The organism is Streptomyces sp. NPDC029044 (genome assembly GCF_040637495.1).
Lineage (GTDB): Bacteria > Actinomycetota > Actinomycetes > Streptomycetales > Streptomycetaceae > Streptomyces.
This window is the reverse complement of sequence record NZ_JBEZWN010000005.1, coordinates 191,529-217,177: the sequence shown is the minus strand read 5'-3', so window position 1 is coordinate 217,177 and position 25,649 is coordinate 191,529. Positions and strand designations below refer to the sequence as shown.

27 protein-coding genes are annotated in these 25,649 nt (G+C 71.5%); 13 read left to right on the top strand and 14 right to left on the bottom strand.

Translation table 11 applies throughout. The features are described from left to right. Window positions 1–7 precede the first annotated feature (7 nt). The 3 genes from AB0E85_RS07270 to AB0E85_RS07260 all read right to left on the bottom strand — a co-directional run bounded on the left by AB0E85_RS07270 (window position 8) and on the right by AB0E85_RS07260 (window position 3,500). Window positions 8–1,513 carry an ATP-binding protein gene (locus tag AB0E85_RS07270; RefSeq protein ID WP_361923520.1) on the bottom strand — a complete coding sequence of 502 codons (1,506 nt, stop codon included), beginning with the start codon at window positions 1,511–1,513 and terminating at the stop codon, window positions 8–10. Between the two features lie 412 nt (window positions 1,514–1,925). Continuing rightward, a complete protein-coding gene (locus tag AB0E85_RS07265; protein ID WP_361923517.1) occupies window positions 1,926–2,726 on the bottom strand; it encodes a hypothetical protein in 801 nt (266 codons plus the stop codon). 153 nt (window positions 2,727–2,879) lie between these two features. Next, a complete protein-coding gene (locus AB0E85_RS07260) occupies window positions 2,880–3,500 on the bottom strand; it encodes an RNA polymerase sigma factor (protein WP_361923514.1) in 621 nt (206 codons plus the stop codon). Window positions 3,501–3,716: 216 nt separating this feature from the next. On the opposite strand from AB0E85_RS07260, the gene AB0E85_RS07255 reads away from it, so the two are divergent. Further along, complete coding sequence (locus AB0E85_RS07255; protein WP_361923511.1) at window positions 3,717–4,904, top strand: N-acetylmuramoyl-L-alanine amidase; 1,188 nt, start codon at window positions 3,717–3,719, stop codon at window positions 4,902–4,904. 2 nt (window positions 4,905–4,906) lie between these two features. Here AB0E85_RS07255 and AB0E85_RS07250 read toward each other — a convergent pair whose 3' ends face one another. The 4 genes from AB0E85_RS07250 to AB0E85_RS07235 all read right to left on the bottom strand — a co-directional run bounded on the left by AB0E85_RS07250 (window position 4,907) and on the right by AB0E85_RS07235 (window position 8,322). Further along, window positions 4,907–5,302 (bottom strand): hypothetical protein, encoded by a 396-nt coding sequence (locus tag AB0E85_RS07250; protein WP_361923508.1) that lies wholly within the window; start codon window positions 5,300–5,302, stop codon window positions 4,907–4,909. Between the two features lie 153 nt (window positions 5,303–5,455). After that, window positions 5,456–6,010 carry a hypothetical protein gene (locus AB0E85_RS07245; RefSeq protein WP_361923505.1) on the bottom strand — a complete coding sequence of 185 codons (555 nt, stop codon included), beginning with the start codon at window positions 6,008–6,010 and terminating at the stop codon, window positions 5,456–5,458. Window positions 6,011–6,118: 108 nt separating this feature from the next. After that, complete coding sequence (locus AB0E85_RS07240) at window positions 6,119–6,625, bottom strand: hypothetical protein (protein ID WP_361923502.1); 507 nt, start codon at window positions 6,623–6,625, stop codon at window positions 6,119–6,121. 95 nt (window positions 6,626–6,720) lie between these two features. Beyond that, window positions 6,721–8,322, bottom strand: coding sequence for a glycoside hydrolase family 20 protein (locus AB0E85_RS07235; protein ID WP_361923706.1), 1,602 nt, complete (start codon window positions 8,320–8,322; stop codon window positions 6,721–6,723). 290 nt (window positions 8,323–8,612) lie between these two features. On the opposite strand from AB0E85_RS07235, the gene AB0E85_RS07230 reads away from it, so the two are divergent. From AB0E85_RS07230 to AB0E85_RS07190, 9 genes are all read left to right on the top strand, one after another. Next, complete coding sequence (locus AB0E85_RS07230) at window positions 8,613–9,086, top strand: 2-oxo-4-hydroxy-4-carboxy-5-ureidoimidazoline decarboxylase (RefSeq protein ID WP_361923499.1); 474 nt, start codon at window positions 8,613–8,615, stop codon at window positions 9,084–9,086. A gap of 222 nt (window positions 9,087–9,308) precedes the next feature. Continuing rightward, window positions 9,309–9,689 carry a succinate dehydrogenase, cytochrome b556 subunit gene (gene sdhC, locus AB0E85_RS07225; RefSeq protein WP_031107855.1) on the top strand — a complete coding sequence of 127 codons (381 nt, stop codon included), beginning with the start codon at window positions 9,309–9,311 and terminating at the stop codon, window positions 9,687–9,689. A gap of 5 nt (window positions 9,690–9,694) precedes the next feature. After that, window positions 9,695–10,177, top strand: a complete 483-nt coding sequence (locus AB0E85_RS07220) for a succinate dehydrogenase hydrophobic membrane anchor subunit (RefSeq protein WP_189591659.1) — start codon at window positions 9,695–9,697, stop codon at window positions 10,175–10,177. Between the two features lie 19 nt (window positions 10,178–10,196). Next, entirely contained in the window at window positions 10,197–11,951 is a 1,755-nt protein-coding gene (gene sdhA / locus AB0E85_RS07215) for a succinate dehydrogenase flavoprotein subunit (RefSeq protein WP_361923495.1), read from the top strand. Continuing rightward, window positions 11,951–12,730: a succinate dehydrogenase iron-sulfur subunit gene (locus AB0E85_RS07210; protein WP_030842154.1), complete on the top strand. Its 780-nt coding sequence runs from the start codon at window positions 11,951–11,953 to the stop codon at window positions 12,728–12,730. The genes sdhA and AB0E85_RS07210 overlap by 1 nt, the downstream gene beginning before the upstream one ends. A 153-nt stretch (window positions 12,731–12,883) precedes the next feature. Then, the gene (locus AB0E85_RS07205) at window positions 12,884–13,504 is read left to right on the top strand and encodes a Uma2 family endonuclease (RefSeq protein ID WP_361923492.1); all 621 of its coding nucleotides are present in this window, start codon (window positions 12,884–12,886) and stop codon (window positions 13,502–13,504) included. Between the two features lie 325 nt (window positions 13,505–13,829). Continuing rightward, window positions 13,830–14,237 (top strand): hypothetical protein, encoded by a 408-nt coding sequence (locus AB0E85_RS07200; RefSeq protein ID WP_031107864.1) that lies wholly within the window; start codon window positions 13,830–13,832, stop codon window positions 14,235–14,237. 12 nt (window positions 14,238–14,249) lie between these two features. Further along, the gene (locus AB0E85_RS07195) at window positions 14,250–14,750 is read left to right on the top strand and encodes a DCC1-like thiol-disulfide oxidoreductase family protein (RefSeq protein ID WP_361923489.1); all 501 of its coding nucleotides are present in this window, start codon (window positions 14,250–14,252) and stop codon (window positions 14,748–14,750) included. Between the two features lie 17 nt (window positions 14,751–14,767). Continuing rightward, window positions 14,768–15,514 (top strand): TetR family transcriptional regulator, encoded by a 747-nt coding sequence (locus AB0E85_RS07190; protein ID WP_361923486.1) that lies wholly within the window; start codon window positions 14,768–14,770, stop codon window positions 15,512–15,514. 19 nt (window positions 15,515–15,533) lie between these two features. Here AB0E85_RS07190 and AB0E85_RS07185 read toward each other — a convergent pair whose 3' ends face one another. The 3 genes from AB0E85_RS07185 to AB0E85_RS07175 all read right to left on the bottom strand — a co-directional run bounded on the left by AB0E85_RS07185 (window position 15,534) and on the right by AB0E85_RS07175 (window position 19,197). Then, window positions 15,534–17,087, bottom strand: a complete 1,554-nt coding sequence (locus AB0E85_RS07185) for an ABC transporter substrate-binding protein (RefSeq protein ID WP_361923483.1) — start codon at window positions 17,085–17,087, stop codon at window positions 15,534–15,536. A gap of 186 nt (window positions 17,088–17,273) precedes the next feature. Next, window positions 17,274–18,935 carry a metallophosphoesterase gene (locus AB0E85_RS07180; RefSeq protein ID WP_361923480.1) on the bottom strand — a complete coding sequence of 554 codons (1,662 nt, stop codon included), beginning with the start codon at window positions 18,933–18,935 and terminating at the stop codon, window positions 17,274–17,276. Between the two features lie 22 nt (window positions 18,936–18,957). Continuing rightward, the gene (locus tag AB0E85_RS07175; RefSeq protein WP_361923477.1) at window positions 18,958–19,197 is read right to left on the bottom strand and encodes a hypothetical protein; all 240 of its coding nucleotides are present in this window, start codon (window positions 19,195–19,197) and stop codon (window positions 18,958–18,960) included. A gap of 91 nt (window positions 19,198–19,288) precedes the next feature. Between AB0E85_RS07175 and AB0E85_RS07170 the strand changes: the two genes are divergently transcribed. Further along, on the top strand, window positions 19,289–20,596 hold the full coding sequence (locus AB0E85_RS07170; RefSeq protein ID WP_361923474.1) for a D-alanyl-D-alanine carboxypeptidase: 1,308 nt from the start codon (window positions 19,289–19,291) through the stop codon (window positions 20,594–20,596). Here AB0E85_RS07170 and AB0E85_RS07165 read toward each other — a convergent pair. From AB0E85_RS07165 to AB0E85_RS07150, 4 genes are read right to left on the bottom strand one after another with little or no spacing between them, the layout of a single operon-like run. Continuing rightward, entirely contained in the window at window positions 20,544–21,461 is a 918-nt protein-coding gene (locus AB0E85_RS07165; protein ID WP_361923471.1) for a YihY/virulence factor BrkB family protein, read from the bottom strand. The genes AB0E85_RS07170 and AB0E85_RS07165 overlap by 53 nt on opposite strands. Continuing rightward, the gene (locus AB0E85_RS07160) at window positions 21,449–21,901 is read right to left on the bottom strand and encodes a GtrA family protein (RefSeq protein WP_361923468.1); all 453 of its coding nucleotides are present in this window, start codon (window positions 21,899–21,901) and stop codon (window positions 21,449–21,451) included. Before AB0E85_RS07160 ends, AB0E85_RS07165 begins: the two co-directional genes overlap by 13 nt. Then, window positions 21,898–22,842 (bottom strand): decaprenyl-phosphate phosphoribosyltransferase, encoded by a 945-nt coding sequence (locus AB0E85_RS07155; RefSeq protein ID WP_361923465.1) that lies wholly within the window; start codon window positions 22,840–22,842, stop codon window positions 21,898–21,900. The genes AB0E85_RS07160 and AB0E85_RS07155 overlap by 4 nt, the downstream gene beginning before the upstream one ends. Further along, a complete protein-coding gene (locus tag AB0E85_RS07150) occupies window positions 22,835–23,356 on the bottom strand; it encodes a phosphatase PAP2 family protein (protein WP_361923462.1) in 522 nt (173 codons plus the stop codon). Before AB0E85_RS07150 ends, AB0E85_RS07155 begins: the two co-directional genes overlap by 8 nt. A 133-nt stretch (window positions 23,357–23,489) precedes the next feature. Here AB0E85_RS07150 and AB0E85_RS07145 point away from each other — a divergent pair, with 133 nt between their 5' ends. Together AB0E85_RS07145 and AB0E85_RS07140 are read left to right on the top strand one after the other, a co-directional pair. Next, window positions 23,490–24,872, top strand: a complete 1,383-nt coding sequence (locus AB0E85_RS07145; protein ID WP_361923459.1) for an FAD-binding oxidoreductase — start codon at window positions 23,490–23,492, stop codon at window positions 24,870–24,872. A gap of 19 nt (window positions 24,873–24,891) precedes the next feature. Then, entirely contained in the window at window positions 24,892–25,647 is a 756-nt protein-coding gene (locus tag AB0E85_RS07140; protein WP_107455813.1) for a decaprenylphospho-beta-D-erythro-pentofuranosid-2-ulose 2-reductase, read from the top strand. Window positions 25,648–25,649: the final 2 nt, after the last annotated feature.

Sequence of the window (25,649 nt, the reverse complement as noted above, 5' to 3'; positions counted from 1 at the left end):
CTTGGTGTCAACTGCTGTAGAGGGTGACCAGATCGACCAGGAGGACGTCGTCACGGCGGTCGGCCAGGTCGACCAGATCGGGGTAGAAGCCGTGCAGGGAGTACAGGGCCAGGGCGGTGGCAGCGGTGTCGTACCCCTGATCCGAGAGCAGGGCACGAATACGTTCCAGACGCTCCAGGTCACCGGTGCCCCGGCGGGCGGCGGTCGCCTTGGCCTCGCCCAGCAGCGCGATCCTCACGCGGGGAGCCTGCGGGCGCTCGCCTGCGGCCAGGGCGATCACGTCGACCTCGTGCTTCGTCCGGGCAGCCTGGTCGGCGACCTCGGTGGTGCCTACCGGGCCGGGCAGACCGCCGGGCAGCAGGGTGTGGGCGTAACGACGGGTGAAGTCGCGGGCCAGGTCCTCGAAGTGCGGCCCGAGGATCTTGGAGTTGAAGGTCGGGGCGGCCTGCTGCCACACCTGCTCGGCGAAGCCCTGCTCCACGGCGGCGGCCTGCGGGAGGGTGATGAGCTGGTTGAAGCGGATCACAGGGTCAGCGAGGGTGATGACGGGGTGCCTGGAGCGGAGGATGTCCTGTTCCCGTCGGATGTAGCCGGTGGATTCCAGCACTCCGAGAGGGTGAGCGACAGCGTTGCGCGGACGCTCCAGCGCGGCACCGATCTTGCTCGGGGTGGTGGCCCCGTTCGCGATCGCGGTGAGGATGTCGTAGTACAGCGTGTGCTGCGTGATCCTCGGGTCCTCGCGCAGCAGGTACTCGGTCTCGGTACGCGAGTACACCGCCCGCCCCGGGTCCAGCAGCGTCCGGGTGAGCCAGGTATCGAAGCCGTCGTCCGGATGCGGTCGGCCAGCCACCGGTCGGTAGCCAGGCGCTCCGCCCAGGACCGAGTGCACCTTCAGCGCGGTCAGCGGGTCGGTGATCTTCCAGAAGTCCCGGCTGTTGCGATAGTCGAAGGCACCCAGCCGTAGGTCGACCACGGCACGTCCCCGCAGCGGCTTGGTCCCCGAGAGCAGCTCGTGCATGACGCTCATCGCGGAGCCGCACAGGATCAGCCGTGGGCCCGGCCCGGCACCGGGCCGGGCGCCCTGCTGGCGCTCGTCGTAAAGCTGTTGCAGCAGTCCCGGAATTTCAGGCGAGTGCTGGAGCAAGTACGGCAACTCGTCGATCACCAGGAGCGGATTCGACGAACGGGCCGTCACATCAAGAGCGTTGGACAGAACGTCACGCCAGTCGGTCAGACGCAGACTCCCTGGCCGAAGACCGGCGTGAGTGGCTACCGCGTCGCTGAAGCGCTGGATTGCGGGCAGCCGCCCCTCCTCCCGGACCGCTGTGACGTACAGGCCGCCGACCTGCTCGGACAGGGCCTGAAGAAGGTACGACTTCCCGTGCCGCCGCCGCCCGGAGACGATGCCGAGCCGCATCGCCGGGTCCGGATCGGTGAGGAACTCCGTGAGCAAATTCCACTCCCGGTCCCGATCGACCACGTCGTCCGGCTTGGCCAACAGGCTCTTCGTCACTCGCCCTCCTACACCTGACCACGACGCATTGCGTCTAAGTATACTTAGACAGATTCCGTCGTACTCGAATTAGCCCCTGGATCGGCCTCACACCACCTCACCGAGCGAAACCAGGCCGAAGTGACGCGTTACGGGTCGTCCATGCGGCCGGTCGTCCCTGCGGCCGACAAGGGCCGACCGAAGATTGGTCACGTGACCAGGCGTGACCAGTAGCGGTCAGGAACAGCCGGAAACACCCAGATGAGGGCCAGGCTGGCCGGGAAGCAAAAACCTGCGCCTAAACAGCAAAGCGCCTGGTCAGAGGCCTCTTATGCCGTTGCCGGGCCAGGGGTGGCGGCCTCGGCCGTTGCCAAGGCAGGTGCCGGCGGCTGCGCGCCCCCGGGCGGTGCCGGCCGGCGCTTCGTGGAATCCCTTATCCCTGACGGCCGTTGGGCCGGCCTTCGGGCTGGGAGCGCTTGCCCTCGCTCCCGCTCCTGCCCGCGCCGCTGTCCGGCCCGTCGTCGGCCGCGCCGTTGTCCTTCCCCTTGTCCGCACCGTCGTTCGCGGCCGGTGCGCCGCCGCCCGCTGCGGGCCCGCCGCTCCCGGGGCCGCCGCTCCCGGCCTTCGGCTCGTCCCGTCGCCCGGCGCAGTAGGCCGTGACGTTCCTCTCACCGCCGGCGGCTGCCACGAGCCGCTGCCAGGCCGTCGCGTCCATGGCGTCGCCGCGTCCCCCGACACGCTCGTAGGCGCCGCAGTGGGCCTCGGTGTCCTGGGCGGGGCCCGGCCGGTCCGGCCGGACCGGAGAAGAGCCGGCGCCGGGGCTGTGGCTGCCGCGGGGCGGCTTCTGCGCCGGGTCGCGCGGGGCGCTGCTCGGCGCGGGCGAGCGGTCGGGGGTGTCCTTCGGGCCCTCGTCGGGCGATCCGGCCACGCCGATCGCCGCCACGGCGACACCGCCCAGTGTGAGGCTGGCGAGCAGCACGGAGAGCGTCGTCTTCAGGGACCGCCCCAGGTAGCGCCGCTGCCGCGCACGCCAGTCGTCCCGGCGGCGGGTGCGCGTCCCCGGGGCTCCGGCGTCCCGGGCGGCCCGGAAGGCGGCCACGGCCCGCTGTTCGGCCTCCGCGTCGACGCCGTCCCGGATGAGGGAGGCGATGATCAGCGCCTCCACGTCGGAGTCGAGGAGGGCGTGACGGGAACCACGGCCGGACAGCCCGCCGTCGCTCTGCCGTTCACCCATGTCCGTTTCCGTTCCTGCTCGATCCGATCGATCCGTCCGCTCGGGCGGCCGCGCCCGGTCCGCCGAGCCCCAGTACGTCACGCCGCTCCGCCCTGTTCAGGACGACGGATCCGCGCGACCCGCCCGGCCCGTGAGCGAAACCGCCGGTTCCGCTCACGTCGACTCACCCAGCGTCCGGGGAGCCTCATCCGTCACACTCTTCTCCGCGCCCAGCTGCCCGGCGAGGCGTTTCAGGCCCCGGTGGGCGGCCGTGCGCACCGCGCCCGGCCGCTTGCCCAGCACCCGTGCGGCGGCCGGCCCGTCGAGGCCCACCACCACCCGCAGCAGCACGGCCTCGGCCTGGTCGCGCGGGAGCCCCCGCACCAGTTCCAGGGCGCGTTCGGTGGAGAGTGCCTCCAGCGCCTGGTCGTGCGTGCTCTGCGGTCCCGGCAGTTCCAGGACGTCCTGCTCCAGCGCGGACGACCGGGGCCGTACCCGCTGCCGGCGCAGGTGGTCCAGCGCCCGGTGCCGGGCGATGGTCGCCGTCCAGCCGCGGAAGCCGGCCCCGTCGCCCCGGAACCGCCCGAGGTCCCGGGCGATCTCCAGCCAGGCGTCGGACGCCACGTCCTCCGCGTCGTCACCGACGAGGCCGCGCAGATAGCCGAGCAGTCCGGGCTGCACGAACCGGTACGCGACCGCGAAGGCCGCCTCGTCACCCTGCTGGGCCTTCGCGACGGCCGCGCCGAGTTCCCCGTCGTACGCCTGTCCGCGCCGGCGTTCCGTTCCCTGACCCAAGTACCGTCCTCGTCCGTGCCGGCAGCGCGTCCTCCCACGGTCATCAGCGCCGGTGCTCGCGGAAGTGTCACAGCGCGTCAGGCTCCGGGCGTGGGCGACCGTTCGGGTCAACCCCGCCCGCCGTCCTCGGGAGCCCGGCCCCGGGGAGGTTTCGGCCAAGTGACGCACCGGGGAGCTCTGCTCGCGATGCCACCGCCCACGAAAGGTGAGCGCCGTATGACACCCCGCCTCCTGCGCACCGCCGTCGCCACCGCCCTGGCCCTCGGTGCCCTCGGCCTCGCCCAGCCCGCCCGGGCCGTCTCCTCGGACGAGGTGCACACCGTCCGGGTGCCGGACGGCGACCCCCACGAACGGTCCCTCGCCCCGCGCACCTCCGAGCCGTTCAGCCTGATCGGTATCACCTGGGACGACCCGGACGCGGCCCTGGACGGCATCGCCGAGGTGCGCACCCGCTCCCGGGAGAGCGGCGCGTGGAGCGCGTGGCGCCCCCTGGAGACCGACGTCCGTGCGCCCGAGGCGGGCCCCGACCGCGATCGGCCCGGGGTGCGCGGCAGCACCCAGCCGCTGTGGACCGGGCCCTCGGACGGCTTCCAGGTACGTGTCTCGGGCACCCGCCTGCCGGCCGGGCTGCGTGTCGAACTGGTCGACCCCGAGGCCGAGTCGGACGCCGTGCACACCGCGGTCGTCGAACCGGACGACATCGCGCCGGACAGCGCCGGGCCGGCCGCCGGGCCGCTCTTCGCCGAGCGTCCCGTCGTGACGTCGCGTTCGGCCTGGGGCGCCGACGAGTCCCTGGTGAAGGACCCGCCCACGATGACCGGCGACACCAAGGCGATGTTCGTCCACCACACGGCGGGCAGCAACGACTACGCCTGCTCCGAGTCGGCGTCGATCGTGCGCGGCGTGTTCCTGTACCACGTGCAGAGCAACGGCTGGAACGACATCGGCTACCACTTCCTCGTCGACAAGTGCGGCACCGTCTTCGAGGGCCGCGCGGGCGGCATCGACAAGCCCGTCCTCGGCGCGCACGCCTACGGGTTCAACACCGCCACCAGCAGCGTCTCGGTGCTCGGCGACTACTCCATGGCGGCCACCAACGCCGCGGTGCGCGCGTCGGTGGCGAAGGTCGCGGCGTGGAAGCTCGGCCTCTACGGCATCGACCCGACCGGGACGGTCGTACTGACCGCCGGTGCCGACAACGGCAAGTACAAGCTGGGGCAGAAGGTTACGTTCCACCGCATCTCCGGGCACCGCGACGGCTACCCGACCGCGTGCCCCGGCCAGAACCTGTACGACGACCTGCCCGAGATCCGCACCCTGGCCGCGAACGCCGGCGAGCCGGCCGCGCCGGCAGTGGAACAGCCCGGGCCCTCGGAGGAGGACGAGGACGTGCTCGGGCGCTGACGCTACCGCCGGGGCCCGGTGCTCACCGCGTCCCGGCACAGCAACCGCAGCGAGCCGTGGCCTGCGTAGCAGCGGCGGGCCTCGTCGATGGGGTCCCACAGCCGCCCGTCGGGGGTGCGGATCCAGTGGTCGCCGCCGGTCGCCCACCATTCGGCGCCGGTCTGACGCACGATCACCTCACCGGTGTAGGCGCCGAAGCCGCGCAGTACCTGGTGGACCGCGGCCTCGGGCGCTCCTTCCCGCCGTATCCCCTCGATCATCCGGTCGATGCTCCACAGACTCTGTGCCGAGTAGTCGAGGCGCAGCCGTGCTCCCTCGCGCATCGTCGCCACTGTGTCCGCCGCCCATCGCAGCGGCTTCGCAGCCGCCGATGGCCTGGTCTCCGCTTGAGTCGTCACATCCCGGAAAGCGCTGCGGCGAAGCGTTTCGTCACCCGGATTCGGCGACTTCCCCGAAGCGGCGCAGGACCGCCCCACCTCACCCAAGGGACAGTCACAGGACTTTCCCAGGAACGGGGTTTACGCCGGTCGGGCACCTGAAGGCCCGCCCCGTCAGTCCTGCTGCCGGTTCCGGCGGGAGACCACCGCGCGCAGCACCCGCCGCCCCTCGGTCGACACCTCCAGCGCCCGGCGCAGCCCGGCCGGGCCGTGTCCGGCCAGGACCTCAAGGACGATGACCTGGCGGCGCAGTTCGGCGGCGACGAGGGGTGACATGCCGTCCGTACGGCCCTCGCGGCGGGAGTCGACGGACGAGGCCTCGTCCTGGGCGGTGTCCAGGAGCCGGTGGATCTGAAGGGAGGCGACGGAGCAGGCGTCGGCCCACACCCGGAGCCCCGGTGCCGAGCGCTCGGCGGGAGCGGCCTCCAGCATCCGGTGGGCGAGCGTGACGGCCTCGTCCCCGGCGCCGGCCGCATCCAGCTTGCAGCGCGCCTGCTCCAGCCGCTCGCCCCACTCGCCGGCGCCGGCGTCGTCGGCGAGGCTCGCCCACACCGGCCGCAAGGTCTCGTCGTCGCCGCCCAGCAGGGGCACGCACCGATCGAGACAAGCCAGCCCGCTCGCGGCCAGCCCGCGTTCGTCGGCCTGTGCGATCAACTCCACCAGGCTCATCCACGCCTCCCTCCGCGGGCCTTCTCAGGGGCCCGATCAGGCCGCCACCAGCCCTCACCCCTCACGGAACCCGCACTTCCCCTTACTGCGCGCAACGGCCCCGGAGTGTCACAGGGGCACCACACCCAGTCGGTCGAGGAAGCGGAACAAGAGGTTTTCGGCCAGGGGGTCAGGGTCTGAAGTCAGTACGGCGAGGACGGCGTCGGCGTTCACATCGCACCCGGCCTCGGCGGCCCAGCGCACGGCGCGCTCGGCGGCGTCACCGGGCTCCAGGAAGTAGTCCTCCAGCGTGAGGCCCTCGCGGCCCGCCCCCAGGTACCCGGCCATCGCGGAACGCGCGAGGCAGGTCGTCCACGCCCCGCTCTCCGGAGCGGCGGCCTCCAGCACCACGCACTCGCTGTTCATGACGTACCCGAAGAGCGCGGGCGCCCCGGTCTCCCGGGCCAGGGCGTTCATGTTCCCGATGTCGCCGTCGCTGCTCGGGTACTCCCACACCTGCCACCCGCCCGGCGCCGAGGCGCGCTGCGTCGGGCCCTCCCCGGCCCCCGCCAGCGCGTCCAGCTCCGGCAGCGGCCGCTCCCCCCGGCCCACGACGAAATATCCCCAGTAGCCCATGTCCCGGTTCCCCCCGGCATATTCGACTCCACTCGCGTCAGAAGACCACCACAGCCGTACGGGAGTTCGCAGCCGTATGCGCCAATTCGTTCCGGTCAGCCGAGCCGGTCCGCCAGCGCCCGGAACTCCGCCCAGGACAGCTCGGGCCGGTCCGGGTCCCACAGCTTCTGGACCGTCGCCCGCAGCGGCATCCGGATCCCGGCCGCCACCTGATCCTGTGTCTGGGAGTCCGCGAGGTCGCACCAGACGGCGAAGGACCCGCCGAGGATCTGGCCGTCGTAGCGCGCCGGGACGGCCGCGGTGCCGCGCAGCACCCGGGGTGTCCACTGCTCGTAGATCCGCTGACCCGTCGGGTACACGAAGGTCTGCGGCTCGCCGAGCACGTAGTACAGGAACTCGTCGTTGTAGTTGATCACCTTGCGGCCGGCCTCCAGGTACTCCAGGGGAGCCCGGGCGCCGATCTCCTTGCCCGTCCAGTAGGCCACCTGGATGTCCTTGGCGGCCTGGACGGAGGTACCGCGGAAGAAACCGTCGTTCCAGGCCCGCGGGACGCGCTGGTGCCCCCGGACGGTGTCGGCCCGGTCGTTCAGCCAGCCGGTGGTGAGGTCGGCGACCGTGGCGCCGGAGCCGTACTTCTCCCGGGCGGCGGCGGCCAGCTGCGGGAACGACGCCTCCGGGTTCGACCGGGTCAGCGCCTGGTACTCGTCGCCGCCGAGGTGCCACGGCCCGCCGGGGAAGAGGTCCGCGTACTCGTTCAGCAGGTCGTCGACGATCTCGGCGCTCTCGGCCTTGGAGATGTCGATGGCACCCTGCACCGCCGAGCCCTGCGCGGAGCGCAGCTGGAGGTCGGGGTGGGCGTCGAGGACCGCGCCGAGGTGCCCGGGCGAATCGATCTCGGGGACGATCGTGATGTGCCGGCTCCGCGCCAGGTCGATGATCTTCCGCACCTGGGCCTTGGTCAGGTGCTGCCGCGAGACGACCTCGGGATGGGAGGAGGACTCGATCCGGAAGCCCTGGTCGTCGGAGAAGTGCAGCCCCAGCTGGTTGAACTTCAGGTCGCCCAGTTCCCGGATCCGGTCCTCGATCCAGCCGGCCGTGAAGTTCTTGCGCGCGATGTCCAGCATGAACCCGCGCTGCGGCTTGGCCGGCTCGTCCTTCACGACGCCCTCGGGCGCCGTGCCGCCGTCGTGGGTCTCCTGCTTGAGCGTGCGGGTGCCGTAGAAGACCCCCGCGTCGGAAGGCCCGGCGATCTCCACCCGCCCGTCGCGCACGGTCATCGTGTACGACTCCGGGTTGGCGCCCTCGTCGCCGTTCAGCGCCAGGCGCAGGTCCCCGGCCTTCTTGTCGGCCTTCTCACCCGCGTACGCCATGCCCAGCTCGCCCGCGACCAGCCGGCCCTCGTCGGCCAGCGCCGGGTCGTCCACGACGACCCGGTTGCCCTTCCCGGGCTGCCAGCCCGGGCCGCGCGCCGGTTCGTGGTCGCGCACGGCGGGGATGGTGCGGGGTGCCTCGGACAGGGGGTAGGAGCGCGTCGGACCGGGGGTCGGGGCCGCCTCCGGCGCCTGGTCCGGGGGCGCGGCCGCCGTGGCCCCCTGCGAGGTTCTGGCCTCCGCGCCGGTGGACCCGCCGTCGCCGCCCGAGGCCGCCCAGAGCCCGAGACTCACCCCGGCCGCGACCACGACCAGGGCTACAGCCATGGCCACGACCAGCACCTGCCGCTGTTTCTCCTGCTTCGCCGAAGTCCGGCGCCTGTGCTGACTCACTCAGCCAACCTAAAACCCGGGGCCGCATGGCGCGCGTCCACCACGCGTGCCGAATCTCTCCCTCCCGGGTGAAATTCAGGCATCCTTCGGACACCTCATGGTCGTACTCGATAGCGTGACGTCACATCTCTCACAGCTCGCCCTGCTGACACACGTGACGCCCACGAGGAACCACGCTGCCTGCGCACCGTCTCCCAGACCTCCCCGGCCGACTCGCCATACCGGTGGAGCACTTCAACGCAGCCTCCCCACAGGAGCTGGAGCAGGCCCTGCTCTCCTGCCTGCGCAGCCTCCGCTGGGCCCGTCGCGTCGCGGACCACCGCCCCTACCCGGATGTGGACTCCCTGCTGGCCGCAGCGGACGAGGCGGCCTACGACCTGTCCTGGCCCGACCTCACGGAAGCGCTGACGGCCGAGCCCCTCCCCACCCTCCCGCCGGACACCTACTCCGCGGCGCACACCGCCCTGAGCGCGGCCCACGCCGCTTACGAGGCCCGCTTCGGACACGTGTTCGTCATCTGCCTGGACGGTCTGTCCCCGTCGGAGACCCTGGACCGCCTCCTCGCGTCCATCCGGTCACGATTGACCAACGATGCCGAGGAGGAGCGGGCGGTCGTGGCGGACGAACTCCGGCGCCTCGCGAGGGGACGTCTGCTGCATGCCCTCAGGGGCGCGGGGAACTGCGCGATCAACCCCTGACCGCCCGCACCCCGGCGACCCCACGGACCCCCACCACCCCCCTGGCCGCACTAGCCCACCAGTACCTCTTTGCGTGCCAGTTTGATCACACCCAGGGACCCCGGCGCAGCCCGGCCGCAGCGCATGGCTACGATGCTGGGGGCCGGTGGACCGTACCCGGCCGGGCCCGACCGACACACCAAGCCGGCGCGGCCCCAATCCCCGCTCCCGGAGGAAACTTCCGTGCCGGCTGGAACGCTGTACCGCGGCCGGGAAGGAATGTGGTCCTGGGTGGCTCACCGAGTCACCGGCGTCCTCATCTTCTTCTTCCTGTTCGTTCACGTGCTGGACACCGCCCTCGTCCGTGTGTCCCCGGAGGCCTACGACACCGTCGTGGCCACGTACAAGACGCCGATCGTCGCGCTGCTGGAGTACGGCCTCGTCGCCGCCATCCTCTTCCACGCGCTCAACGGCCTGCGCGTCATCGCTGTCGACTTCTGGATCAAGGGCGCCCGCTACCAGAAGCAGATGCTCTGGACCGTCGTCGCCCTGTGGGTCGTGCTGATGCTCGGGGCCATCTACCCCGTCCTCGGCCACGCCGCTCGTGAACTGTTCGGGAGCTGACGCACATGTCCACGACTGACAAGACCGCTGCCGGCGTCGGCCCCGTCGAGGGCGGCGCCGTCTACACCGTCGACAACCCGGCGCCCTTCATCGAGGCCCCGCGCCAGCGCACCAAGAAGACCCCGAAGACCACCCGGGGCAACTTCGAGCTGGCCGCCTGGCTCTTCATGCGCCTGTCGGGCGTCGTGCTGGTCGTCCTGGTCCTCGGCCACCTGCTGATCCAGCTCGTGCTGGACGGCGGCGTCTCCAAGATCGGTTTCGCCTTCGTGGCGGGCCGCTGGGCGTCCCCGTTCTGGCAGGTCTGGGACCTGCTGATGCTGTGGCTCGCCATGCTGCACGGCGCCAACGGCCTGCGCACGGTCATCAACGACTACGCGGAGCGCGCGAACACCCGGCTGTGGCTCAAGGGCCTGCTCTACACGGCCACGGTGTTCACCATCCTGCTGGGCACGCTGGTGATCTTCACCTTCGACCCGAACATCCGCTAGGCACGGGGCTGCGAGAATCATGAAGATCCACAAGTACGACACCGTCATCGTCGGCGCCGGTGGCGCGGGCATGCGCGCGGCCATCGAGTCCACGAAGCGCAGCCGCACCGCGGTCCTGACCAAGCTGTACCCCACCCGCTCCCACACGGGCGCCGCGCAGGGCGGCATGGCCGCCGCGCTGGCCAACGTGGAGGAGGACAACTGGGAGTGGCACACCTTCGACACGGTCAAGGGCGGTGACTACCTGGTCGACCAGGACGCCGCCGAGATCCTCGCGAAGGAGGCCATCGACTCCGTCCTCGACCTGGAGAAGATGGGCCTGCCGTTCAACCGGACCCCGAACGGCACCATCGACCAGCGCCGCTTCGGCGGTCACAGCCGCAACCACGGCGAGGCCCCGGTCCGCCGCTCCTGCTACGCGGCCGACCGCACCGGCCACATGATCCTCCAGACGCTGTACCAGAACTGCGTGAAGGAGGGCGTGGAGTTCTACAACGAGTTCTACGTCCTGGACCAGCTGATCACCGAGGTCGACGGCGTCAAGAAGTCCGCCGGTGTGGTCGCCTACGAACTGGCCACCGGCGAGATCCACGTCTTCCAGGCGAAGTCCGTGGTCTACGCGTCCGGCGGCTGCGGCAAGTTCTTCAAGGTGACGTCGAACGCGCACACGCTGACCGGTGACGGCCAGGCGGCCGTCTACCGCCGCGGGCTGCCGCTGGAGGACATGGAGTTCTTCCAGTTCCACCCGACCGGCATCTGGCGCATGGGCATCCTGCTGACGGAGGGCGCCCGCGGTGAGGGCGGCATCCTCCGCAACAAGGACGGCGAGCGCTTCATGGAGAAGTACGCGCCGGTCATGAAGGACCTCGCGTCCCGTGACGTCGTGTCCCGCTCCATCTACACGGAGATCCGTGAGGGCCGCGGCTGCGGTCCCGAGGGCGACCACGTCTACCTCGACCTCACGCACCTCCCGCCGGAGCAGCTGGACGCGAAGCTCCCGGACATCACGGAGTTCGCCCGCACCTACCTCGGCATCGAGCCCTACACGGACCCGATCCCGATCCAGCCCACCGCGCACTACGCCATGGGCGGCATCCCGACGAACGTCGAGGGTGAGGTCCTCGCGGACAACACCACCGTCGTTCCCGGCCTGTACGCCGCGGGTGAGGTCGCCTGCGTGTCCGTGCACGGCGCCAACCGCCTCGGCACGAACTCGCTGCTGGACATCAACGTCTTCGGCAAGCGCGCCGGTATCGCGGCCGCGGAGTACGCGCAGAAGGCGGAGTTCGTCGAGCTGCCGGAGAACCCGGCCGAGCTCGTGGTCGAGCAGGTGGAGCGGCTGCGCGACGCCACCGGCAACGAGCGGGTGGCCGAGCTGCGGCGCGAGCTCCAGGAGACCATGGACGCCAACGTCATGGTGTTCCGCACCGAGCAGACGATCAAGACGGCGGTCGAGAAGATCGCGGAGCTGCGCGAGCGCTACAAGAACGTGGCGATCCAGGACAAGGGCAAGCGGTTCAACACGGACCTGCTGGAGGCTGTCGAGCTGGGCAACCTGCTCGACCTCGCCGAGGTCATGGCCGTCTCCGCGCTGGCCCGCAAGGAGTCCCGCGGCGGTCACTACCGCGAGGACTACCCCAACCGCGACGACGTCAACTTCATGCGGCACACCATGGCGTACCGCGAGGTCGGCGCCGACGGTTCCGAAACCGTCCGTCTCGACTACAAGCCGGTCGTCCAGACCCGCTACCAGCCGATGGAGCGTAAGTACTGATGGCTACTCCCGTTCTGGACAAGGAAGACGCGGCCGGCAAGCCCGAGCCCGGTTTCGCCGACTCCCCCTACATCACGGTCACCTTCCGCATCCGCCGGTTCAACCCGGAGGTCGCCGCCGAGGCGGTCTGGGAAGACTTCCAGGTGGAGATCGACCCCAAGGAGCGTGTCCTCGACGCCCTCCACAAGATCAAGTGGGACCTGGACGGCACGCTGACGTTCCGCCGCTCCTGCGCGCACGGGATCTGCGGCTCGGACGCGATGCGGATCAACGGCAAGAACCGTCTGGCCTGCAAGACGCTGATCAAGGACATCAACCCCGAGAAGCCGATCACGGTCGAGGCCATCAAGGGCCTCACGGTCCTGAAGGACCTCGTGGTCGACATGGAGCCGTTCTTCCAGGCGTACCGCGACGTCATGCCCTTCCTCATCACGAAGGACACGAACGAGCCGACGCGTGAGCGGTTCCAGACGGCCGAGGACCGCGAGCGCTTCGACGACACCACGAAGTGCATCCTCTGCGCGGCCTGCACCACGTCGTGCCCGGTCTTCTGGAACGACGGCCAGTACTTCGGCCCGGCCGCCATCGTCAACGCGCACCGCTTCATCTTCGACTCGCGTGACGAGGCCGGCGAGCAGCGCCTGGAGATCCTGAACGACCGCGACGGCGTGTGGCGCTGCCGCACGACCTTCAACTGCACGGACGCCTGCCCGCGCGGCATCGAGGTCACGAAGGCGATCGCCGAGGTGAAGCGGGCGCTGATCACGCGCCGTTACTGAGGTCGACCGCTTGCGCTTGAGGGCCCCGTTTCCGCTGGAGACGGGGCCCTCTGGCATATGCCACACCACCGGGTGAACGAGTCCGGGACCGGACGTGCGGGGGGTGTCCGACCTACGATGATGCTCTCGACACCAGTTCCCAGGAGGCACCTGATGTCCGCAGCTTCCGTCGAGCAGCCCTTCCACGACGGAGAGCCGGTCACCCTGACGACCATCGCCGACGAGATCATGGAGCGCCATCCGGGCTACCGCGTCGAGATCATCGGAGGCCATCTCCTCGTGACCCCGTCCCCGGATGCACCTCACGCCCGAGCCCTGACCAAACTCATGCGTCCGTTCATCGCAGCAGGACTGGACGACGGCGAAACCGAGGTTCTCCAGAACGTAGGACTATGGCTCCCCACCGGCGCCGAGGACTACGCCATCCCCGACCTCGTGGTGGTGGACGCCGACATCGACGACCACCTCGTCGAGAACAACGCCTACGACCCGGCCTGCTTCCGTCTCGTCCTGGAGGTCACCTCCGGCAACTGGAAGGACGACCTCAAGACCAAGGTCGCCGCCTACGCCGAGGCGAAGGTCCCGGTCTACGTCATCGTGGACCGCAAGCACCAACGCCTCCACGTCCTGACCGACCCGGTGGGAAGCGGCTACGAGAACCACCGCCCCCACGCCCCCGGCGAGCTCGTCACCCTCCCCGACTCCGTCGGCGCGAAGGTGACCCTCGACGTGGCGGAGATTCTCCAGGCCGGCCGGGCGAGAACGAGCGACTGAGTCGCGGGGCCCCGGACCGGCCGGATGCAGGCCGGTTCCGGCCACCCGTCGCAGGGCTCCTGACACCTCCAACGGCACGCTGACGATCCCCCGTTCGTCGTCACCGTCTCCTCCGACGGCATACCGCAGCCCGACCTGACCGCCTCCACCGCACGGCGGCACGTCGGGCCCGTTCGTCTTCCCGCCCTCCGACCGGCTCCTCCCATGCCGGGAACGTACGAGAGGCCACTGGCAAGCACTCCGCGCCATCGTGTTGAACATGTTCAAAAGTAGGTCTAGAGTCATCTCCGACAGCGTTTTGAACGTGTTCAAGAAGGGTGGGGCTATGGACCGCACGGTCATCGCCTACGTCATCTACCTGCTGGTCAGCATCGGCCTGACGATCTGGGTGGCCCGCACGCTCAGCCGGAACGGGAGGGTCTTCCTCGCCGACGTGCTGCACGGCAACGAGAAGCTCGCCGATGCCGTCAACCACCTCCTGGTGGTCGGCTTCTACCTCGTCAACCTCGGCTTCGTGGCGCTGTACCTGAGCGACGACGAGACCATCACCGACGCGCGCGGCATCTTCGAGGCCCTGTCGACCAAGCTCGGCGTGGTGCTGCTGGTGCTCGGCGTGATGCACCTGGCCAACGTCTACGTGCTCAACCGGATCCGGCGCCGGGGCGCCATGGAGCGGGAGCAGGTCCCGCCGGTGCCGCCGCAGGGCTGGGTCGCCCCGCAGGCGCAGGCCTGAGCGGAGCGCCTCGTGAACGCCATCGCACCCGTCCGCCGGCTCACCGTCCTGTACGACGCCGAGTGCTCCCTGTGTGCGTTCCTGCGCGACTGGCTCCTGCGGCAGCCGAAGCTGGTGCCGCTGGAGCTGGTCCCGGCCGCTTCCGAGGAGGCCCGGCGGCGCTTTCCCGGCCTCGACCACGGAGCCACCCTCGACGAGATCACCGTCGTCGGCGACGCCGGGCAGGTCTACCGGGGCCCCGCCGCCTGGGTGGTCACCCTATGGGCGCTGCGCGGGCACCGCCGGCTCGCCCACCGGCTGAGCACCCCGTCCGGCGCTCTGCTCGCCAAGGGGGCCGTGCTCGCCGCCGCCAAGTGGCGAGGGGCTCGGGGGCAGCGCGGCGGCGCGCAGTGGGGCGGCCAGGTGTACCGGCGCGCGGACGGCTGGTCGTACGCTCCCGGCAGCGGGTGGAGCCACACCGCGCCGGGCTGCGCCGACGGCACCTGCGCCCCCCGTCAGCCGCACCGGTGCTGACGTTAGGCTCTCTTCCCGTGCCCGCGATGAACGACGGCCCCGACGACGGCGCCACCCCCACCAAGTCCGAGCAGACCCGCGCCCTGATCCTGGAGACGGCCATGCGGCTGTTCCAGGAGCGCGGCTACGACAAGACGACGATGCGGGCCATCGCCAAGGAGGCCGGGGTCTCCGTCGGCAACGCGTACTACTACTTCGCGGGCAAGGAGCACCTGATCCAGGGCTTTTACGACCGGATCGCCGCCGAGCACCAGGTGGCGGTCCGGGAGATCCTGGACCGGGAGCGCGACTTGGAGGCCCGGCTGGCGGGCGTGCTGCGGGCCTGGCTGGACATCGCCGCGCCCTACCACGAGTTCGCGGTGCAGTTCTTCAAGAACGCCGCCGACCCGGACAGCCCGCTCAGCCCCTTCTCCCCCGAGTCGGAGCACGCGCGCGAGGAGGCCATCAGCGTCCACCGGGAGGTGCTCGCCGGGGCAACCAAGACCAAGGTCCCCGAGGAACTGCGGGACATCCTGCCCGAGTTGATGTGGCTGTCCCAGATGGGACTCGTCCTGTACTGGATCTTCGACCGCACCGAGGGGCGCGAGCGCAGCTACCGGCTCGCCGAGCGCGGCGCCCGGCTCACCGCGCGGGGCGTCGCCCTGGCCCGTTTCCGGGTGCTGCGGCCGCTCGTGCGCGAGGTGCACGAGCTGTTCACGGAGTTCCTGCCGGGGATGACGAACGCCATCCCCGATCCGGCGGCCCGGCGGCGCACCGACCCCTGAGCCGCGGCCGGGCGGGCCGTCAGAGCGTGGTGAGGCTCCACAGCCGGAACACGCCCGTGCCGTCCGACAGGTACTGGCCGCCGCCGACGTCCTCGGTGGTGACGACGTACTCCTTGGCCTGCCACAGCGGCAGCACCGGGACGTCCTGGGCGACGGTCTGCTGCACCGAGCGGAAGTCCTGGTCGGCTTCGGTGCGCTCCGCGAAGCGCCGGCTGTCCTTGATGAGCCGGTCGACTGTCTTGCTGCTGTAGCCGGTGTTCATGGCGCTGCCGGTGCCGACGAGCGCGGCGCCGAAGGTGTCCGGGTCGGGGAAGTCGGCGACCCAGCCGACGGCGTACGCGTCGAGCCTGCCGCTCGCCCACTGCTTCTGGAAGGCCGTCCACTCGTAGCCCTTGAGGGTGACCTTGAACAGGCCGCTCGCCTCCAGCTCCTTCTTGATCTCGGCGCCCTCCTGCTCGCCGGCCCCGCGGCCCTTCGCATAGCCGTAGGTGAAGTGCACCGGCAGGCTCACACCGGCCCGGGTGAGCAGCTGCCGGGCCCTTTCCGGGTCCGGCTTCGGGTAGTCGTCGAAGAACGAGGCGGTGTGCCCGGTGAGGCCGGCCGGGATCAGGGAGTACAGCGGGTCGACGGTGCCGTCGTAGACGGTGGCGGCCAGCCGCTCGCGGTCGATCAGCCAGGCGATGGCCCGGCGGACCGCCGCCTCGTGCAGCGGCTTGCCCGCGCGGGTGTTGAAGTACAGGTTGCGGGTCTCGGACCCGTCGGCCTCGTAGACGCGCTGGCTGGGGTCGCTCGGGTTGAGGCCGGCCAGGACGCCGGGCGGCAGCTGGTCGGTCGCGACCTCGACCTGCTTGTCCTTCCAGGCGGTGTCCAGGGCCTCGGGGGTCGCGTAGTAGCGCAGTTCGACGGGCCGGCCGGTGCCGCTGACGGCGCCCCGGTAGTGCTGGTTGGGCGCGAGGACCGCGTCCCGGTCCTTCGCGTACGAGGTGAGGGTGTACGGGCCCGTGCCGTCGACGCGGTCGCCGGTGCGCAGCTTGCCCGCCGGGTACGCGGTGTGGTCGACGATCGAGCCGGCGCCGGTGGCCACCTTGAAGGGGAACGTCGCGTCCGGCGAGGTCAGGTGGAAGGTGACGGTCATGCCGTCGGCGTCGACGGAGCCGAGCGTGCCGAGCAGGGACGCCGGGCCGACCGGTGCCTTGATCTTCAGGATCCGGTCGAAGGAGTACTTCACGTCCTCGGCGTCCATCGTCCGGCCGCTCGGGAAGGTGAGGCCGCCGCGCAGCTCGCAGCGGTAGGTGGTGAGGTCGCCCCGGACGAACGCACAGTTCTTCGCCGCGTCAGGCACAGGGGCGGTGCCGCCCGGCGCGAAGGTCAGCAGCGACTGGAAGACGTTGCTGAACAGCGCCCAGGAGCCCGCGTCGTAGGCGCCGGCGGGGTCGAGCGAGGTGACGCCGTCCGTCGTGCCGACCGTGATGGTCTTCGCGTCGTCCTGCGACGGCAGGAGCTGCCAGGCGCCCACGCCCACGGCGGCCAGGACGAGCAGCCCCGCGAGTATCCGTATGCGAACCGATCGCATCGGCTGTGCCCTCCCCAGGCCCTTTGAGGCCTGTTGAGGCCCTTGTGCGTATGCCACACCCTTCGTGGCGGGCTCACCCAATCACAGGGTTTTGAGCAGGGGGAAGGGAGATCTGGCGAGTTGGGAAAGAACTTACCGAAGGGCGCTTCCGTCCGTTCTCACAGCGTTCCCACAGAGTCGCCGCGCTCAGGCCTGCCTCGACGCCAGCTCGATCAGGGTGATGTCCGACGGGGCGCCCACGCGGGTGGGCGGGCCCCAGGCGCCGGCGCCGCGCGAGACGTAGAGCTGGGTGTCGCCGTAGCGGTCCAGGCCCGCGAGGGTGGGGTTGGCGCCGGAGGCGATGAGGTTGCCGGGCCAGAGCTGGCCACCGTGGGTGTGGCCGGAGAGCTGGAGGTCGACGCCGTGCTCGACGGCGTCGTGGATCTGGACGGGCTGGTGGGCGAGCAGGACGCACGCGCGTGCGGTGTCCCGGTCACCGAGCGCCTTCGCGAAGTCGGGGCCCTGGCCCTCCTCCTCGCCGGCCACGTCGTTGACCCCGGCCAGGTCGAAGTACGGCATCTCCCTGCGGGCGTTCTCCAGGGGGTCGATGCCCAGGCGGCGGACCTCCTCCACCCACTGCTCGGCGCCGGAGAAGTACTCGTGGTTGCCGGTGACGAAGTAGGAGCCGTGACGGGCCCTCAGCTGCGCGAGCGGGGCGGCCGCCGGCCCCAGGTCCTTCACGCTGCCGTCGACCAGGTCGCCGACGACCGCGATCAGGTCGGGCTGGGTCGAGTTGATCGTGTCGACGACCTTCTGCGCGAAGCCGCGACCCAGGACCGGGCCGAGGTGCACGTCACTGACGACGGCGATCCGGTACCCGTGCGCGGCGCGCGGCAGCTTGGCCAGCGGCACGGTGACCCGCTTGACCTGCGGCCCGCGCAGCACGCCGTACGTCCCGTACCCCACGGTCCCGACGGCGGCCGCCGCGGCGGCCCCGGCGACGACACGGGACACGAAGAGGCGCCGGGTGGGGCCGACGGGGGTGGCGGTGCCGGTGGGAGCCGGGGCGGCAGGGGGCTCCGGGGAGCCCTCGGGCGACGCGTCCGCGCCCTGGCCGCTCGGCAGGTGGGGGACGGTGGCGGAGGCACCGCGACCGGACTGCGCGGCGACTGCGGACGCCGGCTGCCCGGGCGCTGGTGCGTGGGTGGTGGCGGTGCCCGCCCGCGAGCCTGTCGCGGTCCCCGAGGCAGGAGTTCCGCCGGCCTCGGGGGCGGGGGCGGTACCGCTGCCGTTCGCCTGCGGCGCGGCGGTCGCGGCCGCGCCGATACCGCCGTCGTGCTGCGAAGCGGCTGCGGGTGCCGCGGAAGCGTTCGCTCCGCCGCCGCCCGCCCGCGCGCCGGCCGCAGGCACGGGGGTCGCGGTGGAGGCCGCGCCATCGCCGTCGGGCTGCGAGGCGGGGGCCGTGGCCGGTGTGCCCCTGGAACCCGACGGGGCGTGCGGGGTGGGAGTAGCCGGGCCGGGCTGTGCGCCCTGGCCCGTCCGTCTCGCCCGGTGTTCGAGGAAGCGGCGCAGCAGCGGTCTGACGATTTCCCCGGCCAGCACCGCCAGCAGCAGGTATATCGACAGGGCCAGCCACAGGAAGCCCGGCCAGGCGAGGACCTGCTGGAGCCAGAACGGGGCGCCCGCGCGCTCGGCGACCAGGGCCGTGATCGCCAGGATCCAGCCGCCGGCGATCAGGACCGCGCCCGCACGGCGCGTGAGGCCGGCGCCCCGGGTCGTGTCGCGGAACAGGCGGCGCCACACGTACCAGTTGGCCGTCACGATGACGGCCATGACCAGCACGGCGACGAGTACGAAAACGATGACCACGGTGTCGTGTCTCCTGATCGCCCTATGACGTCCGGCGCAGTGCGCGCAGACCACGCAACCCGATGGCCCCGACGACCGTCCCCAATACGAAGGAAACGACGGCGAGCACCAGGTGCACCCAGAAGTACCCCGTGGGATGACCGTCGTCGAACGCGAGCCCGCTGCTGTCCTTGACCAGGTTCTTGACGAAAGTGATCCAGATGACCCAGCTCCACACCCCGAAGGCGAGCAGGAACCAGGAGACGGGGCGGCTGAGCTTCATGCACCCAGTATCGCCAAGCCCTGTCCGGTTCCGTTCGCGGGGTGGGGCCGGAGACGGGACTTCACCCCGTACGGCATGTACGTTTCCGACCGTGCCCGCTCCGAAGCAGACCACCAGGCGATCCCTGCTGGTCACCTCCGCCGTCCTGTCGTCCCTCGCCCTGGCCGCGCCCGTCGCCGTCGCCGCCCCGAAGCCCTCGGGCAGCCCGTCGGCGAGCGCGAGCCCCTCGGTCACTCCCCCGGCCTCGATGTCGGGCGTGGGCGGCGCCCGGCTCGGCAGGCCCGGCACGCAGGTGAACCTGGCGAGTGGCGTGCCGGTGCTGCCGAAGGACCTGAGCGCCCGCTCCTGGATCGTCGCGGACGCCGAGTCCGGGGAGGTGCTGGCCGCGCACAACGCGCACTGGCGCCTCGCCCCGGCGAGCACGCTGAAGATGCTGTTCGCGGACACGCTGCTGCCGAAGTTCCCGAGGGACACCAAGCACAAGGTCGTCCCCTCCGACCTCGCCGGTATCGGCCCGGGCTCCAGCATGGTCGGGATAAAGGAGGACGAGACGTACACCGTCCACGATCTGTGGCTCGGTGTCTTCCTTCAGTCCGGCAACGACGCCGTGCACGTGCTGTCCGCGATGAACAAGGGCGTCGAGAACACCGTCGCGGAGATGAACGAGCACGCCGAGGAACTCCAGGCCCTCGACACGCACGTGGTCAGCCCGGACGGTTACGACGCCGAGGGGCAGGTCTCGTCGGCCTACGACCTGACGCTGATCGCCCGCTCCGGGATGCAGAAGAAGGACTTCCGCGAGTACGCCTCGACGGTCACGGCGAAGTTCCCCGGCGAGACGAAGAAGGGCAAGAAGGGCAAGACGGTCCGTAAGCCCTTCGAGATCCGGAACACCAACCGGCTGCTGGCCGGCGACTCCGACGTGCCCGTCTACGAGGGCATCGCGGGCGTCAAGAACGGCAACACCACCAACGCCGGCGCCACCTTCACCGGTGTCGCCGAGCGCGGCGGCAAGGTGCTGCTGGTCACGGTGATGAACCCGGAGAAGCCCGAGCACAACGAGGTCTACAAGGAGACGGCCCGGCTGTTCGACTGGGGCTTCAAGGCGGCCGGGAAGGTCCAGCCGGTGGGTGAGCTGGTGCCGCCCAAGGGCGCCGAGCAGGCCAAGCCCGGCGCGAACCCCTCCGGCGAGGCGGGCGGCTCGGGGGACGGGGCCGGCGGCACGGCCGGGCCCGGTTCGAAGCCGGTGGCCAGTGCCCCGGCCGCGGACGGCTCCAGCGGTATCGGGACCGCGCTCGGCATCACGGGCGGGGTGCTGGTGCTGCTCGCGGGCGGCGCGTTCCTGGTCAACCGCCGCTGGCCGCTGCCGGATCTGGTGCGCCGCCGGACTCGCCCGTGATCTCGGGGACTTCGTCCTCCTTGCTCTGCGTCGCCGTCCAGGAGGCGCAGAACAGCACCAGCTTCGAGGTGAAGTTGATCCACAGCAGCAGCGCGACGGGCACCCCGAACGCGCCGTACATGCTCTTCGCTGCCACGCCCTGTAGATAGCCGCTGAGCAGCAGTTTCAGCAGTTCGAAGCCGATGGCGCCGGTCAGCGCCGCCACGAACAGGCGGTGGCGCGTCGGCTCGACGCCGGGCAGCAGGGTCAGGACGTAGAGCAGGAGCAGGAAGTTGGCGAGGACGGCGATCAGGAACGCGGCGATGTGCAGCAGGACCCCGCCCCAGCCGCCCTCGTCGATGCCGAGTTCCCGGGTGATCCAGCCGATCATCGCGGAGGCGACGGCGGAGGCGGCGATGGTGATGAGGAGCGCGCCGCCGAGGCCGAGCAGGACCCCCGCGTCCTTGCCGTAGCGCAGGGCGGGGTTCTCCTCCTCGTCGTCGAGCTCCCACACCGCCCGCAGGCACTCGCGCATCGAGCCGGCCCAGCTGACGCCGGTGAAGAACAGCAGCGCGCCCGCGATGAGGCCGATCGTGCCGGCGTTGTCCACCAGGCCTGCGATGTCCAGCTGGTCGGAGATGCCGGGGACCTGCTCGGCGAGCTTGTCCTGGAGCTTCTCCTCCTGCCCCGTGCTGAGCGTGGCGGCGGCGATGGTGGCGGACACCGTCAGCAGCGGGAACAGCGCGACGAAACTCGTGAAGGTCATCGCGGCGGCCAGCCGCGTCCACTTCACGCGGTCCAGCCGTTCGTACGACCGCCACGCGTGCGTGATCATCAGCCGTTCCGCCCACGGCCCGATCACCGGTAGCTTTTTCAGCCAGTCCATGATCCGACTCTGCCCTCCGCCCGGAACACCCATGTACGGGTACCCCAGAACCGCAGGACTGTGGCCAGTGCCATACCGATGACCGCGCCGGAGACGGTGTCCGCGCGCTGTGAGGTGAGCCCGAGGCCGTAGTGGCTGACGGCCAGGCAGAGCAGCTGGACGGCGGCTCCGGCGAGGTTCACCGCGAAGAACACGACGTACGGGCGCAGGCCCGGTGCGCGTGCGCTCCGGTAGGGGCCGAGGGCGTTGCCCGCGTAGGCGACCGTGCAGGCGGCCAGGAAGGACAGGGACTTGGCGGGGAGCGGGTCGAGTCCGGCGGGCCCGCGCAGGTACGTGAACAGGGCGAGGTCGACGGCGTAGGCGAGGAGGCCGACAGCCGCGAAGCCGGTCAGTTCCCGGCGGTCCGGGAGCCCGGTGCTCCGCCGGGGGCGCGTGGTCACCAGTTCGCCACGGCCAGGCCGTACATCGCCACCCAGGCCACGCCGATGAGCGCGAGCGCGCGGTCGCGCAGGACGACGTCCTCGGGTTCGCCGGCCGTGCCGCGGTCGGCGAAGACGGCGTACCGGAGGATCGCCAGGATGAAGGCCACCATGGACAGTTGGCGCCAGGGCAGCACGCTGGTGTGCGGGACGCCGCCCTCCTCCATGGCCCACAGGCAGTAGCCGAGGACGGCGACACCGGCGGCGAGCTGCCAGACGAAGCGGAGGTAGCCGGTGGTGTACTCGGTGAGCAACGCCCGGGTGGCGCCCGCCTTTCCGGCCATCTGGACGGCTTCCGAGTAGCGCTTGGCCGACACCATGAACAGGGCGCCGAAGCCGGTGGTGATCAGGAACCAGCGCGACAGCGGGATGCCGAGGGCGAGTCCGCCGATCATCGCCCGCATCAGGAAGCCGGTGGTGACGACCGCGAGGTCGACGACGAGGACGTGCTTGAGGCTGATGCAGTAGGCCAGTTGCATGGCGAGGTAGGCGGTCAGCAGCGCGGCGACGGCCGGGCCGCACAGCCGGGCCGCGGCGACGGGCGCGAGGATGCCGAGGCAGCCGCCGACGGCGTAGGCGACGGGCACGGGAACCTGCCCGGCGGCGACCGGGCGGTGCCGCTTGACGGGGTGGGCGCGGTCGGCGTCGGCGTCGCGGGCGTCGTTGACGAGGTAGACGGCGGCGGCGCAGGCGGTGAAGAGGACGAAGACCAGCGCGAGTTGGGCCAGGGCGTGCCGGGAGAAGAGCTCGCCGGCGGCGGCCGGGGCGGCGACCACGAGGACGTTCTTGACCCACTGCTTGGGGCGCGCGGTCCTGAGGAGACCGGCCAGGAGACCGCCCTTGCGGGGTGGCGCGGGCCGCTCCTGGTGGGCGCGCTGCCGCAGGACGGCCGTCTCAGTCATGGTGGGCGCCTCCCCGCATCCAGCGGGCGCCGAGCCGGGCCGTGAGGGCGCCCAGGGCCGCGCCGGCGGCGACGTCCGTGGGGAAGTGGACACCGGCCACCAGCCGTGCGACGCACACCAGGCCCGCGAGCGGCGGGACCGCGTGTGCTCCGAGCGCGCCGAAGGCGACGGCGGCGGCCGCCGCGGAGGTGGCGTGCGAGCTGGGGAAGGAGTGCCGGCCGGCGGTGCGCACCAAGGGCTCGACGTGGGCGGGGCGCGGTCGGCGCACGACCCGCTTCACTCCCATGCTGACGAGGTGCGCCCCCACGGTGAGGGCCGTGCCGCGCAGCCAGGCGCCGCGTCGTCCGCCGTCGACGGCGGCTCCGGCGAGTCCCGCCGCCAGCCACAGCGCCGCGTGCTCCCCCGCCCAGGACAGGGCACGCGCGGCGCCGGCCACACGCGGGTCGGTGCCGCACTCCCTGAGCGTCGAAACGATCCGGTGGTCCATGTCGTGCAGGTCGTCGAGGTCGTCCATGTGAACTCACTGTTCACGCCCATCAGACCTGAACTCCGGCAATATTGAGCGACATCCCATTAATCACCCATTTCGGGGAGGGATGCCATGTTCGCGAACTAATCGCTCACACCAGGGCGATACGGTCACGGACATGTCTGCCGAGACCGATTTCGACCCGGACGTCATGGGCATGGACCACACCACCGTGACGGGCTGGGGCCGCACCGCCCCCACCGCCGCCTGGCTGATCCGCCCCCGGTCGTACGAGGAAGCCGCGGCAGCCGTCCGGGACTGCGGGGCCCGCGGCGGGATCCCCCGGGGCCTGGGGCGGGCGTACGGGGACGCGGCGCAGAACGCCGGCGGAGCCGTCCTCGACATGACGGCGCTGGACCGGGTGCACGCGATCGACGCCGACGGCGGCACCGTGCTGTGCGACGCGGGCGTCTCCCTGCACCGGCTGATGGAGGTGCTGCTGCCGCTCGGCTGGTTCGTGCCGGTCAGCCCCGGCACCCGGTACGTCACCGTCGGCGGGGCCATCGGCGCCGACATCCACGGCAAGAACCACCACGTCTCGGGCTCCTTCGCGCGGCACGTGCTCGCCCTCGAACTGCTCACCGCGGACGGCGAGATCCGCACGGTCGTCCCCGGCACGCCGCTCTTCGACGCCACGGCCGGCGGCATGGGCCTGACCGGCGTGATCCTCACCGCGACGATCCGGCTCCAGCCGGTCGAGACCTCGCTGATGTCGGTCGACACCGAGCGGGCGACGGACCTCGACGACCTGATGGCCCGGCTCGCGGCCACCGACCACCGCTACCGCTACTCGGTCGCCTGGATCGACCTGCTGGCCCGGGGCGCCGCCACCGGCCGCGCGGTCCTCACCCGCGGCGACCACGCTCCGCTGGACGCGCTTCCCGCCCGCCTGCGCCGGGACCCGCTGGCCTTCCGCACCTCCCGCCTTCCGGCCACCCCCGCGATCCTCCCCGAGGGCCTGCTCAGCCGGACGACCGTGGGCCTCTTCAACGAGCTGTGGTACCGCAAGGCCCCCCGCACCCGGACCGGCCAACTCCAGCGGATCTCCGGTTTCTTCCACCCGCTGGACGGGGTGCCCCACTGGAACCGCGTCTACGGCCGGGGCGGCTTCGTCCAGTACCAGTTCGTCGTCGGCTACGGCCGCGAGGACGCCCTGCGCCGCATCGTGCGCCGCATCTCCGAACGCCGCTGCCCGTCCTTCCTCGCCGTCCTCAAGCGCTTCGGCGAGTCCGACCCGGGCTGGCTGTCGTTCCCCGTGCCGGGCTGGACGCTGGCCCTGGACATCCCGGCGGGCCTGCCGGGCCTCGGCGCGTTCCTCGACGAACTGGACGAGGAGGTCGCCGCCGCGGGCGGACGGGTCTACCTCGCCAAGGACGCCCGGCTGCGCCCGGAGCTGCTCGCGGCCATGTACCCGCGCCTCGGCGACTTCCGCGAACTGCGCGCCCGGCTGGACCCGTGCGGGGTGTTCGTGTCCGACCTGGCCCGCCGCCTCAGTCTGTGAGCAACCTCTAGGAGCTGTCATGAAGGACGCCTTCGGCCTCCCCCAGTCCCTGCTCGTCCTCGGCGGTACGTCGGAGATCGCGCTGGCGACCGCCCGCCGGCTGATCGCCCGCCGCACCCGTACGGTCTGGCTGGCCGGCCGCCCCTCCCCCGCCCTGGAGGAGGCCGCCGGGCAGCTGCGCGGGCTCGGCGCAGACGTGCACACCGTCGCCTTCGACGCACTCGACCCCGCCTCCCACGAGGCCGTCCTCGGCAAGGTCTTCGCCGAGGGCGACGTCGACATGGTGCTGCTCGCCTTCGGGCTGCTCGGCGACCAGGCCCGGGACGAGCGGGAGCCGGAGGCGGCGGTACGGGTCGCGCAGACCAACTACACCGGAGCGGTCTCGGCGGGTCTGGTGTGCGCGCGCTCGCTCCAGTCCCAGGGGCACGGTTCGCTCGTCGTGATGTCCTCCGTGGCGGGCGAGCGGGCCCGCCGGGCGAACTTCATCTACGGCTCCAGCAAGGCCGGCCTCGACGCCTTCGCGCAGGGCCTGGGCGACGCGCTGCACGGCACGGGCGTGCACGTCATGGTCGTACGCCCCGGCTTCGTCCGGACGCGGATGACCGCCGGTCTGCCCGAGGCTCCGCTGGCGACCACGCCCGAGGCGGTCGCGTCGGCCGTGGAGCTGGGGCTGCGGCGCCGCTCGGAGACGGTGTGGGTGCCGGGGACGCTGCGCGTGGTGATGGCGGCGCTGCGGCACCTGCCGCGCGGGGTGTTCCGGCGACTGCCGGTCTGACC